12 protein-coding genes and 2 pseudogenes are annotated in these 12,003 nt (G+C 68.2%); 11 read left to right on the top strand and 3 right to left on the bottom strand.

What is annotated here, in order from left to right:
- Positions 1–50 precede the first annotated feature (50 nt).
- From cls to G4Q83_RS17495, 9 genes and pseudogenes are all read left to right on the top strand, one after another.
- The gene (gene cls, locus G4Q83_RS17455; protein WP_128419059.1) at positions 51–1,523 is read left to right on the top strand and encodes a cardiolipin synthase; all 1,473 of its coding nucleotides are present in this window, start codon (positions 51–53) and stop codon (positions 1,521–1,523) included.
- 124 nt (positions 1,524–1,647) lie between these two features.
- Positions 1,648–1,917, top strand: coding sequence for a hypothetical protein (locus G4Q83_RS17460; RefSeq protein WP_128419058.1), 270 nt, complete (start codon positions 1,648–1,650; stop codon positions 1,915–1,917).
- Between the two features lie 13 nt (positions 1,918–1,930).
- Positions 1,931–2,683 carry a pyridoxine 5'-phosphate synthase gene (locus G4Q83_RS17465; protein WP_128419057.1) on the top strand — a complete coding sequence of 251 codons (753 nt, stop codon included), beginning with the start codon at positions 1,931–1,933 and terminating at the stop codon, positions 2,681–2,683.
- Positions 2,684–2,716: 33 nt separating this feature from the next.
- Positions 2,717–2,890, top strand: a pseudogene (locus tag G4Q83_RS17470) (conjugal transfer nickase/helicase domain-containing protein); the annotation flags it as partial.
- 1,206 nt (positions 2,891–4,096) lie between these two features.
- Positions 4,097–4,678 (top strand): anthranilate synthase component II, encoded by a 582-nt coding sequence (locus tag G4Q83_RS17475; protein WP_128419056.1) that lies wholly within the window; start codon positions 4,097–4,099, stop codon positions 4,676–4,678.
- A gap of 161 nt (positions 4,679–4,839) precedes the next feature.
- Positions 4,840–5,028, top strand: coding sequence for a hypothetical protein (locus G4Q83_RS17480; protein ID WP_128419055.1), 189 nt, complete (start codon positions 4,840–4,842; stop codon positions 5,026–5,028).
- Positions 5,025–6,104: an anthranilate phosphoribosyltransferase gene (trpD, locus tag G4Q83_RS17485; protein WP_128419054.1), complete on the top strand. Its 1,080-nt coding sequence runs from the start codon at positions 5,025–5,027 to the stop codon at positions 6,102–6,104. Before G4Q83_RS17480 ends, trpD begins: the two co-directional genes overlap by 4 nt.
- 153 nt (positions 6,105–6,257) lie before the next feature.
- Positions 6,258–7,055: an indole-3-glycerol phosphate synthase TrpC gene (gene trpC, locus G4Q83_RS17490; protein WP_128419053.1), complete on the top strand. Its 798-nt coding sequence runs from the start codon at positions 6,258–6,260 to the stop codon at positions 7,053–7,055.
- Entirely contained in the window at positions 7,052–7,792 is a 741-nt protein-coding gene (locus tag G4Q83_RS17495) for a haloacid dehalogenase-like hydrolase (RefSeq protein ID WP_128419052.1), read from the top strand. Before trpC ends, G4Q83_RS17495 begins: the two co-directional genes overlap by 4 nt.
- 2 nt (positions 7,793–7,794) lie before the next feature.
- On the opposite strand, the pseudogene G4Q83_RS17500 reads toward G4Q83_RS17495, so the two are convergent.
- Positions 7,795–8,873, bottom strand: a pseudogene (locus tag G4Q83_RS17500) (IS630 family transposase).
- 270 nt (positions 8,874–9,143) lie between these two features.
- Entirely contained in the window at positions 9,144–9,506 is a 363-nt protein-coding gene (locus G4Q83_RS24805) for a hypothetical protein (RefSeq protein WP_128421429.1), read from the bottom strand.
- A 186-nt stretch (positions 9,507–9,692) separates the two neighbouring features.
- Between G4Q83_RS24805 and G4Q83_RS17510 the strand changes: the two genes are divergently transcribed.
- Positions 9,693–10,049, top strand: a complete 357-nt coding sequence (locus G4Q83_RS17510) for a hypothetical protein (RefSeq protein WP_128421428.1) — start codon at positions 9,693–9,695, stop codon at positions 10,047–10,049.
- Positions 10,050–10,160: 111 nt separating this feature from the next.
- On the opposite strand, the gene G4Q83_RS17515 is transcribed toward G4Q83_RS17510, so the two are convergent.
- Positions 10,161–11,369, bottom strand: coding sequence for a DNA topoisomerase IB (locus G4Q83_RS17515; RefSeq protein WP_128421427.1), 1,209 nt, complete (start codon positions 11,367–11,369; stop codon positions 10,161–10,163).
- A 152-nt stretch (positions 11,370–11,521) separates the two neighbouring features.
- On the opposite strand from G4Q83_RS17515, the gene G4Q83_RS17520 reads away from it, so the two are divergent.
- Entirely contained in the window at positions 11,522–11,917 is a 396-nt protein-coding gene (locus tag G4Q83_RS17520; protein WP_128421426.1) for an I78 family peptidase inhibitor, read from the top strand.
- Positions 11,918–12,003 lie beyond the last annotated feature (86 nt).

A 12,003-nucleotide genomic window follows, 5' to 3' on the forward strand; every position in this document is an offset into this window, starting at 1 on the left:
ATCTTTCAGCGCGACGCGCAGGAGCCGCTTCCACCCCGTAGAATCCGCCGATGTTCGTCATCGCGACCCTGCAAAACACCTGGGACTGGCTCACCGGCATCCCCCACTTCGGCGCCTACGTCACCGCCGCCTATCTGCTGTACATCCTGTGGCTGAGCGGCTGGATCGTGCTGCAGAAGCGCGAGCCGGCGGCGACGCTGAGCTGGGTGCTGTCGCTGGCGGCGCTGCCGTACCTGGGCTTCGTCGTCTACTACCTGCTCGGCCCGCAGAAGGTGAAGCGGCAGCGCCTGCGCCGTGGCCGCTCGCGCTCGGGCATGGAACACTACAGCAGCGTCTGCCCGCCCGATGCCGACTGCACCGAGCTGGCCAAGATCGCCCAGGCCACCACCGGGCTGCCGCCGAGTTCGGCGACCAAGGCGCAATGGCTGGTGGATGGTGCGGCGACCTACGCTGCGATCGTGCGCGACATCGCCGCCGCGCAACACCACGTGCACCTGGAGTACTACATCCTCAATCCCGACCGCAGCGGCACGCGCATCCGCGACGCGCTGGTCGAGCGCGCCCGCGCCGGGGTCAAGGTGCGCCTGCTGCTCGACGCGGTGGGCTCTTCGCAGGTGCGCCGGCGCTTCCTCAAGCCGTTGCTGGACGCCGGCGGCGAGGCGGCCTGGTTCCATCCCCCCCAGCTGCTGCGCCCGTTCAGGTTCAAGCGGCCGTGGGTGAACCTGCGCACCCACCGCAAGATCGTGGTGATCGACGGCCGCATCGGCTTCACCGGCGGCATCAACGTCACCGACGAGGAGAACGAGGCGCTGCGCCCGGACGCCTACCGCGACCTGCACGTGCGCTGCGAGGGCCATGTGGTACGCAGCCTGCAACTGGTGTTCGTCGAGGACTGGCTGTACGCCACCCGCCAGGGCCGCGACACCTTCGACATTGCGCAGATCTGGCCGCACGACATGCCCGACCGCGCCGCGGGCGCGATCACCGCGCAGGTGCTGGCGTCCGGTCCGGATTCGTCGTGGGAAAGCATCCACCGCACGCAGGTGGCGGCGATCTACGAAGCGCAGCGCCGGGTCTGGCTGGTGACGCCGTACTTCGTGCCGGGCGAGGCCGCGCGCATGGCGCTGACCTCCGCCGCGCTGGGCGGACTCGACGTGCGCCTGCTGGTGCCCAAGCACAGCGATTCGCGGCTGGTGACGCTGGCGGCGCGCTCGTATTTCGACGAACTGCTGCAGGCGGGGGTCAGGATCTACGAGTACGGGCCGCGCATGCTGCACAGCAAGGCGATGATCGTAGACGAGGACCTGTGCATCGTCGGCAGCGCCAACTTCGACAACCGCAGCTTCCGCCTCAACTTCGAGGTGTCGGCGATGTTCCGCGACCGCCGCCTGACCCAGGAACTGGCCACGCTGATCGCCGGCGAGATCGCCGACGCGGTACAGGTGCGCGACGACCGCAAGCGCTCGCTGTGGCGCAACCGGCTGCCCGAGGCGGTGGCGCGGCTGACCTCGCCGCTGCTGTAGGGCTGGCCGGCGACCGCTGGAGCGGGTCCGGCCGGGCCACGCCGTAGGGCGCCGCACTGCCGGTTCACTGTGGAACCGGCCACCCGGGCAGCGCTACACTGCGCCCATCCTTGGGGAGGTCGTCATGTACTGGCTGTTTCTGCCGCTCGCGCTCGGTGCCTTCGTCCTGGCGTTCTCCACGCCGCACATGTCGTTGCTGGTGCTGGCCCTGTTGGCGGCGCTGGGTTTCCTGCTGGCCTGGGCACGCGGCTGGTACGTGGCCAAGATCGGCGACGCCAGCCAGCGCGACGCGGCGCCGATGATCGATCCAGCTGAACTGCGCCGGCTGCGCGAACAGGCCGAGGCGCGCCGCGCCGCGGCGACCGCCTCCAGCGACGACGCGACCTCGTCGTGAGCGTCGCCCGCCGATGACCCAGCTCAGCGTCAACGTCAACAAGATCGCGGTGCTGCGCAATTCGCGCGGCGGCGAGCTGCCAAGCGTGCTCGAGGCGGTGCGTGCCTGCCTAGACGCCGGCGCGCACGGCATCACCGTGCATCCGCGCCCGGACCGGCGCCATATTCATGCCGAGGACGTGCTGGCCCTGGCCGCGCTGACCAGCGCGCGCAGCGTCGAATTCAACATCGAGGGCAATCCGTTCGCGCCGCCGCGGCCCGGTTATCCGGGTCTGATCGCACTGTGCGCGCAGACGCGGCCGGCGCAGGCGACGCTGGTGCCGGACGGCGATGGGCAGTTGACCTCCGACCATGGCTTCGACTTCGGCCGCGACAGCGCCCGCCTGCGGCCACTGATCGCGAAGCTGAAGGCGCTGGGTTGCCGGGTCAGTCTGTTCGTCGATGCCGACAACCCGGACCTGGCGGTGGCGGCCGACCTCGGCGCCGACCGGGTCGAGCTGTACACCGGTCCCTATGCCGCCGCCTTCGAGCGCGGCGAGATCCACGCGGCCGCGCCGTTCGCCGCGGCCGCGCGCCGTGCGCAGGCCGCCGGACTCGGCGTCAATGCCGGCCACGACCTGGCCGGAGCCAACCTCGGCACGTTCCTGGCGCAGGTGCCGCAAGTACTGGAGGTGTCGATCGGCCACGCGCTGATCGGCGAGGCGCTGTACGCCGGCCTGGATGCCACGGTGAAGGCCTATCTGGCGGTGCTGGACACCGCCAGATAGTTAGTCCGCTTCAATGCTGAGAGCTATGGGGCAGGTTCAGACATCTGGACCTGCGAAGTGACTGGCCCTCGGAAATCTCGGCGACTGCATGGATACCTTTTGAAAGAATCCGGATGTTTGTTCGATCGTCTTGCGCCAAATAACCCATATCTGTGCCTCAAAGATGGAGTTCAAAACCATGCCCTCAATCCCACACCGATAGCGTGAGCGGTCAGGAGCCAGCGACGCACTGATCGCGCGCCATCCTTTCCGTGCGTGTCCTGCGGGGCGATGCACTTTTGATCTGGTCGCGCAGCAAGCCGGTCAGGCCGAGGCGGCCTGACTCAAACCAAAAGGCCTCCAGGAAAGCCGGGGCGGTTCACTATTCAATAGACATGGCCGGCGAAGTACATTGCAAATGCGGTTTCCGTGACTGCACATGCAAGGTGGAATTCTCTAGTGTTGTGTGTTGTGAAGCCGACTTTGGCCGCTGAGAACTTTGCCGTTCAACGTCCACTCGGTGATCATGGTGCCGTCGTAATGGGCAATCAAGGCGAAACAATGGACTCCTGCGTCCTGAAGCTGGGCATGGTGTGCCGGAGGGCGACTGTCCGAGCATCAGGTACTCAGGTACAGCATCCCTCCGACGATGTTCGGATAGGTGGTCTCTGTGCGGTCGGTGATGAGGCAGTCGTGTAAGCAGGAGGCCGGGCGCGCGCGACGTCAAACGCGAAGGAGATTTGAACACGGTGGCGTGCCGGAGGGCGTGGCCAGGCGGCCATGCCCGCTTTGGCCGAGGACTATCGGATCAGGCGGCCAGAGTTGGCTCGCTCAAGGGGCGCGTGACTTGCGTGCGTCTGGCAAAGGCATCCGCCGTTACTCGCTGTCGACAGCAAGTACTCCGTCCCAGTATGATAAAAAGCTGAGGCTACATGTCTAATGAACGCCATCAGGCCGCCTGCAGGCAGACTTCAGGATTTCATACAGATGATTTGTTCCGCGACGTCCAGCCTCCGTTGGTGGTGGCGCTTCTCTTAGAAGCGGCACGTCGCTGCGGCCATGCGCCGCGCCTTGCCGCCGAACCGGCACAGCAAGGCTAATTCAGATCGCTCTTCCGGCACGGCGGCTCCCACGACACAGGAGACTGCTTTGCTGCCATCGACTTCCCGCACCTCAGCAATGCAACCGCTTGCTTCGCGTGTTGTCGCTCGGCCGGGTCGCCCGCGTTCCTGGCGATGGCACGCGGGCACTGGGCAGCAGCTTCGAACCGCGCCCATTGGCTGCGACTCACCCCGTCCTCGTTCATCACGCACACACCACAAGCGGGTGCTTTCAGCCATTTTCCACTGTGATCCAGTGCGCATGTGTGTAATTGCGTATGTAACGGGGGAGATTTTTGATTAATTTATATATATAAAACAAGGACTTATGATCATGAGAATCCTGATGGTCGACAACTACGACAGCTTCACCTACAACCTCGTGCAGTACCTGCAGGCGCTCGGCGCCGAGGTCAAGGTGGTGCGCAACGACGCGCTCGGCGTGGACGAGATCGAGCGCCTGGCGCCGCAGCGCATCGTGATCTCGCCCGGCCCGTGCACGCCGAACGAGGCCGGCGTGTCGCTGCAGTTGATCGAGCGGCTCGGCCAGCGCACGCCGATCCTGGGCGTGTGCCTGGGCCACCAGAGCATCGGCCAGGCCTACGGCGGCGACGTGGTCCGTGCCGGCACCATCATGCACGGCAAGACCTCGCGCATCCGCCACGAGGGCCGCGGCGTGTTCGCCGGGCTGCCGGACCGCTACGAGGCCACCCGCTACCACTCGCTGGTGGTGGAGAAGGCCACGCTGCCGGACTGCCTGGAGGTCACCGCGTGGACCGAGCACGACGACGGCACGGTGGAGGAGATCATGGGTCTGCGCCACCGCCAGTTCCCGGTCGAGGGCGTGCAGTTCCATCCCGAGTCCATCCTCACCGAGCACGGCCACGCCTTGCTGAAGAATTTCCTGGAGCGCTGAACATGCCTCTCCATCGGCATGCGACGCCCGGCGCGATCGCGCCGCTGCGGCCGGCGCCGTCATCGCCGTACCGGCGGCAGCGCAGAAGCAGGCGCGCAAGCTGCTCGCGTTCCATTCCGGCAACGACCGGCGCGCCGAGGTCGGCGACAGGATCGAGCGGCTTGCCGTCCATCGCCAGTCCAGCCAATCCCGAGCAGCGCCTGGACGGGCTGCAGGTGTGGGGCTGCCTCTGCAAGGGCGAGTACCGCATGCGCCTGCTCCACTACCCCATGGGCGGCGGCGACCGCGTGCTGGTGGGCCAGGAAATCCTCGAGCACGCCAGTCTTCGACCCTTCCAGGAACCGCAATGACGCTGACCCCCCAGCAAGCCCTGCAGCGCACCATCGAGCACCGCGAGATCTTCCACGACGAGATGGTCGGGCTGATGCGACAGATCATGCGCGGCGAAGTGTCGCCGATGATGACCGCGGCGATCCTCACCGGCCTGCGGGTGAAGAAGGAGACGATCGGCGAGATCGCCGGCGCGGCGACGGCGATGCGCGAGTTCTCGCGTACCGTCGCCGTCGCCGACCGCACTCACATGGTCGATATCGTTGGCACCGGCGGCGACGGTTCGCATACCTTCAACATTTCCACCTGCGCGATGTTCGTCGCCGCGGCGGCCGGCGCCAAGGTGGCCAAGCACGGCAACCGCAGCGTCTCGTCCAAGTCCGGCAGCGCCGATGCGCTGGAAGCGCTGGGCGCGGCGATCGAGCTGCAGCCCGAGCTGGTGGCACAGGCGCTGGCCGCCACCGGCATCGGCTTCATGTATGCGCCGGTGCACCACCCGGCGATGAAGGTGGTGGCGCCGGTGCGGCGCGAGATGGGGGTGCGCACCATCTTCAACATCCTCGGGCCGCTGACCAATCCGGCCGGCGCCCCGAACATCCTGATGGGCGTGTTCCATCCCGACCTGGTCGGCATCCAGGCGCGCGTGCTGCGGGAACTGGGTGCCGAACGGGGACTGGTGGTGTGGGGCCGCGACGGCATGGACGAGTTGTCGCTCGGCGCCGGCACCCTGGTCGGCGAACTGCGCGACGGCCAGGTGCGCGAGTACGAAGTGCACCCGGAGGATTTCGGCATCGCCATGTCCGCCAGCCGCAACCTCAAGGTGGCCGACGCCGCCGAATCGATGGCGATGCTGCTCGGCGTGCTCGACAACGCGCCCGGCCCCGCGCTGGACATCGTCGCCTTCAATGCCGGCGCGGCCCTGTACGTGGCCGGCGTGGCCGCCGACATCGGCGCCGGCATCGCGCTGGCGCGCAGCGCGATCGCCGACGGCCGCGCGCGCGCCAAGCTGGAGGCGTACGTGGCGTGCACGCGGCGGTTGGTGGCCGTTCGGGACGCGGGACGCGGGACGCGGGACGCGGAGGACCCCTCCACCTGAAGGGCATGCGCGCAAATCCGTGCCACGCTCGCGTCCGCCGTGCTTGCCGCCGACAAAACCGCACCTACGCTGTTGCCGAGTCCCGAGTCCCGACAATCACGACCGCTCCGCTCAACTTGCCCGATAATACTCAGCCCCCAGAATCCGAACCGCATGAGCAGCGACATCCTCCGCACCATTCTCGCCCGCAAGGCCGCAGAGATCGCCGAGCGCAGCGCGCGCGTGCCGCTGGCCGAGCTGGTCGCGCGCGCCGCCGCGGCGGCGCCGGTGCGCGGTTTCGCCCGCGCGCTACAGGCCGCGATCGACGACGGCGCGCCGGCGGTGATCGCCGAGGTCAAGAAGGCCAGTCCCTCCAAGGGCGTGATCCGGCCCGATTTCCATCCGGCCGACATCGCGGTCAGCTACGAATTCGGCGGCGCCGCGTGCCTGTCGGTGCTGACCGACGTGGACTTCTTCCAGGGTCACGACCGCTACTTGCAACAGGCGCGCGAGGCGTGCACGCTGCCGGTGCTGCGCAAGGACTTCACGATCGACCCGTACCAGGTGGTCGAGGCGCGCGTGCTCGGCGCCGACTGCATCCTGCTGATCGTCGCCGCGCTGGACGACCTGCAGCTGGCCGAGCTGTCGGCGCTGGCGCTGCAGCTGGGCATGGACGTGCTGGCCGAAGTGCACGACATCGACGAACTGGAGCGCGCGATCCAGGTGCCGGTGCCGCTGATCGGCATCAACAACCGCAACCTGCGCACCTTCGACGTGTCGCTGCAGACCACGCTGGCGATGCGCGACGCAGTGCCACGCGACCGCCTGCTGGTCACCGAGAGCGGCATCCTCGGCGCGGACGACGTGGCGACGATGCGCGCGGCCGGGGTGCACGCGTTCCTGGTCGGCGAGACCTTCATGCGCGCCGAGGAACCCGGCGAGGCGCTGCGCCAGCTGTTCTTCGGGCCATGACCGCGACCTATCCCATCCCGCGCGCCGACGCGCCTCTGGTGGTGTTCGATTTCGACCACACGCTGTACGACGGCGATTCGGGCAGCCACCTGTTCGCCTGGCTGATCCGGCGCAACCCGTTGCGCCTGGCCGCCGCGCTGCTGGCCACGCCGCTGCTGGGGCCGCTGGTGGCGATGCTGCCGACCCGGCGCAGCGGCATCTCCGGTTACGTGTGGATCGCCAGTTTCGGCCTGCACCGCGCCCGCGAGTTCAACCGGGTGATCGACCAATACGTGCTACGCCACGAGGCGCAGATCCGCCAGCGGCTATTGCCGCAGGCGCTGGAAGTGTTCGCCCGGCACCGCGCCGCCGGCGACCGGGTGGTGGTCGCCACCGGCGCGCCGCCGGAACTGGCGCGCGCCATCCTCGGCTTCGTCGCGCAGCAGGACGTGCCGGTGGTCGGCAGCCTGATCGGCCCGCGGCTGGGTGCAGTCACCGCCACCCGCCACTGCCACAACGAAGAAAAGATGCGCATGTTGCGCGAGCTGGGCTATGCGCGGATCGCCACCGCCTACTCCGACAGCACCGCCGACCTGCCGCTGCTGCAGGCCGCGGCCGTACCGGTGGTGGTCAATCCCAAGGTCTCGGCCGTGGCCCGCTTCCATCGCGAGTTGCCGTCCGGCACGCCGATCCTGAACTGGGGTTGCCGCGATCGCGGCGGCGACGTCGCGGCCGCGCCGGTCACGCCGGGAAGCTAGTGTTATGAGTTCGAAGTTCGCAGACAGAACCTCTCGACGCTTGCGAGGATGTCGTCGGCGGTCTTGGACCAATTGAATGGCTTCGGGTCGGCGTTGTTGAGGTCGATGTGCTGGCCGATTGCCTTTTCGAGTTCTCGGGTGGAGCGGTGGTTGGCGCGGCGCATACAACGCTGGGTCAGCGTCGCGAACCAGCGCTCTACCTGGTTGAGCCGCGAGGCAGACGTCGGGGTGAAGTGGACGTGGAAGCGGGGATGACGGGTCAGCCAGTTCTTGATGGCATCCGTCTTATGGGTGCCGTAGTTGTCCATGACCAGGTGCACGTCGAGCACCGGAGGTACGTTGGCCTGGACGGTGCGCAAAAACTGCCGGAACTCGCTGCTGCGATGACGCCTGTGGGTCTGGCCGATGACGCGTCCGGTGGCCATGTCCAAGGCCGCGAACAACGTCGTCGTACCGTGCCGCTCGTCGTCATGGGTGCGCCGCTCGGGGATGCCAGGCGCCAAGGGCGGCATAGGCTGCGTGCGGTCGAGCGCCTGGATCTGGCTCTTCTCGTCCACGCAAAGCACCATCGCCCTCAGCGGCCGGTTCATGCAGAGGCCGACAATGTCGCCTACCTTGTCGACAAACATGGGATCGGTGGAGAGCTTGAAGGTCTCCTGGCGGCGCGGCTGCAATCGGAAGGCACGCCAGATGCGCGACACCACGGTCTGCGACAGCCCCATCGCGCGCGCCATGCTGCGCGTGCTCCAGTGCGTGGCGCCGACGGGGACGCTCTCCAGCGTCTTGGCGATCACGGCGTCGATGCGCGTGCGTCGATGGTTCTCGGAGCGCCCGACCGTGGGGCATCCAGCAGTGCCTCAAGTCGATGCTCAACCAAGCGCGCCCGCCACTTGCTGATCATCTGCGGCGTGACGCGCTGCCGTGCCGCGACGACCTTGTCGTCCAGCCCGTCAGCGCAGGCCAGTACGATCCGGGCGCGCTGCGCCAGCGCTTGCGCCGTCTTGCGGCGCAGTGTCAACGCCACCAGTTCCTCGCGCTGCGTCTCGGTCAAAACCAAAAGTGCCTTGGGTCGTCCGCTCATCGCTGCCGCGTCGAGTACGCCACGGACACAACGGACTTCAACGTCAAACAATAGTTCAACGAACTTCGAACTCATAACACTAGTGTGTCATCATGATCATGGCAGATAACAAAGCGGCGGGCGCTTTCGTTCCAAACAGACGCGCATTCGGTCGCCCAGCGCTTGGCCAGCACCAGGAATTCATTGGCATCGGCTTGCACACAGAACAGGTCCGACTGGCGTTCGGCGATCCAGCGACCGACGTTGTGGTTGGTCGGCGTTGATTAGCCCTCATCCTCCGCCGAGGAAATCGCTCGCACGCGGAATCGGCGCTGGACAAGGCTGGCAGCGCATCATCGCCGTCGCCCGTCGCGTCAGCGCCCGGGGCGGATAATCGACGGTTGCAACGACCAACTTGCCAGGCAGAGCCGCGCGTCTTCCGCCTGTCCGGATGTTGGTGGTCTTCATCGATCTGTACGACCATCGCAAAGGCGTGATTGTTCTGGACCACGTCATGTACATTCCGCGATTGCGCTTCCCACCCTGGTGGGCATCTTCGATCTGCGCGATGTCTTGCTGTTTCCGGCGCTGCTCGCGTTCGCGCCTGGCCAGCCTGGCCTTGTGCTTCACCCGCCACGCGGTCTTGTCGTTCACGCCAAGATGGCGCATGAATTCGAGTGCGGCACCTGGCGCGTTGGCGACAATCGGTGGGCCGATGGTCCATGGCGTGGCGGGTCGGCCGCCCGCAGGCCACACCGGATGCAAGCCTGGCGCCGAGGCCTTCATATCGCGCAAACATCGGCCGCGACAGGCTTGGCGCATTCATCCTCGGAGATCGCCATGGTTCGCCACACGTCCGCCCGCCTCGCCCCGCTCGCCGCCTGCCTGCTGCTGGGCGCCTGCAGCACCACGCAGGTCGCCCAGGTGCAGCCGATCGACGGCGTCATCTCCGGCCAGTGCCACATCGACAAGGTCCGCGGCGCGATCGGCCTGGCCGCCACGCAGACCACCGTCGAGCGCGCCCGCGTCGACAGCGACAGCCTGAAGGTGCAGGTGGCGAACAGCAGCGTCGGCCACAGCGGCGCCACCTCCAGCGGCGTGGACAGCGCAACCCGCGGCGCCGGCGAGAGCGGCGGCGAACGCCTGACCATCGAGGTCGGCCCGTACAACAACATCACCACGCTGTATTGCGGTTGAGGCTGAGGGCGTGCGGCGCCGGGTGAGCGGCGCGGACAAAGCCGTTGCGCCGCGTTCGCGTTGCACCGTGGTGGCGCTACACGCGACCGAGCGGCCGCGCCTGCGGGTCGCTCACGTGCGTTTGCGTGGACGCGCCGCTCTTGCGGCCGCGCTGCGGCCGGCCAGGCGCGATGCTGCCGGCGCGGCCGATCTGGCGCCTGCCGCCTTCGCACCCGGTTTCCTCGCGCCCGCGGCCTTGGCCACCTTGCGCGCCGCCGCGCGCGCCTGCGCCAGGTACTTCAACATGGCCAGGTCCCACTGCCGCTCGCCGCGCACGCGCTCGCTCAGCCCGTGCAACGCGCCGCCGCGCCAGCCGGCGAACACGCACGGGTCGATGTAGGCCTTGCGGCACACCGCCGGGGTATTGCCCAGCGCATCGGCCACCTTGCGGATCACCGCATTCTGCGCCAGCTTCAGCGCGCGCTCGCTGCTGGGTTCGGGTAAAGGCAGCTGCGCCAGGCGCTGCAGCGCGGCGCGGGTGCCGCCCCAGGTGCGGAAGTCCTTGGCGGTGAATCTCTCGCCCATCGCCTTGCGCAGGTAGTTGTTGACTTCGCCCGAGTCCACCGGCTGCAGCTGGCCGTCGTCGTCGCGGTACTGGAACAGTGCTTGCCCAGGCAATTGCTGGCAGCCGCGGATCAGCTTGACCAGGCGCACGTCGTCGACCTCGATGTCGTGTTCCTGCCCGCCCTTGCCACGGAACTTCAGCCGCGCGCGGCCGCCCTTGACGAATTCCAGGTGGCGGTTGCGCAGCGTGGTCAGGCCGTAGGAACGGTTGCTGCGCGCGTATTCGGCGTTGCCGACGCGCACCAGGGTCTCAGCCATCAGCGCCACCACCATCGCCAGCACCTTGTCGCGCGGGTAGCCGGGCAGCGCCAGGTCGCGGCGCAGGCGCCGGCGCAGCCGCGGCAGGGTCTGGCCGAAGGCCATGATCCGTTCGAACTTGCCGTCGCCGCGCACCTGCGCCCAGTCGGCGTGGTAGCGGTACTGCTTGCGCCGCCGCGCATCGCGGCCGGTAGCCTGCACATGGCCGTTGGCCCGGGTGCAGATCCACACCTCGGTATAGGCTGGCGGGATGGCCAGCTGGCGGATGCGCTGCAGGGTCGGCGCGTCGCGCACCGCGCTGCCGTCGGGCAGGCGGTAGCCGAAGCCCTTGCCGGCGCGGCGGCGGGCGATGCCGGGCTGGTCGTCGCTGACGTAGACCAGGCCGGCGCTGCTGGCGGCCTGCCTGGCCTGCTGCGCGTGTGCCGCCTCGGCGGCGGTGGTGCGGGACGCGTTGGACATCGGGATGCCAGCGATGGAGGAGCCGGGATTGTCGGCAGCGCGCTGCCTAGGCCGCGTCAACGGCGCACCGGTTAACGTGCGGCGAACGCGACTTGTCCGATTCTTCTGCACTTATGCTGGACCCGTCCACCCTCCACCCACCAGGAGCCCCGATGAGCACTTTCCTTTCTTCTCGTGCGTCCGCGCGTGCCGGCCTGCTCGGCACGGCCTGCCTGGCGCTGGCATTGGCCGCGTGCACCGCGCCACCGCCGGACGAGCAGGAACAGGTGGCGGCCAAGGCCCAGGCCGCCGCGCAACGGGCCGCCGCGCCGGATCCGGCCAGCGCCCCCGAGCCGCCGCCGGTGGGCACGTGCGACGCCTCGCAGGCGCAGGGCCTGGTCGGCCAGGCGGCCGAACAGGCGCTGTTGGATCAGGCGCGCACCGACACCGGCGCCAAGCGCGTGCGCGTGCTCAAGCCGAACCAGGCCGTGACCATGGAGTTCGACGGCGAACGGCTCAATATCGAAGTCGATGCCAAGAACCAGATCACCGGCGTGCGCTGCGGCTGAGGTCCGTCCGCCGCCGCCGATGGGCGGCGAATCCGGCCGCGGCGGCAAGGCGGTTGCCGCGGCTACGGTTGCAGCTGCAACCATGT

This window comes from Xanthomonas theicola (assembly GCF_014236795.1).
GTDB lineage: Bacteria > Pseudomonadota > Gammaproteobacteria > Xanthomonadales > Xanthomonadaceae > Xanthomonas_A > Xanthomonas_A theicola.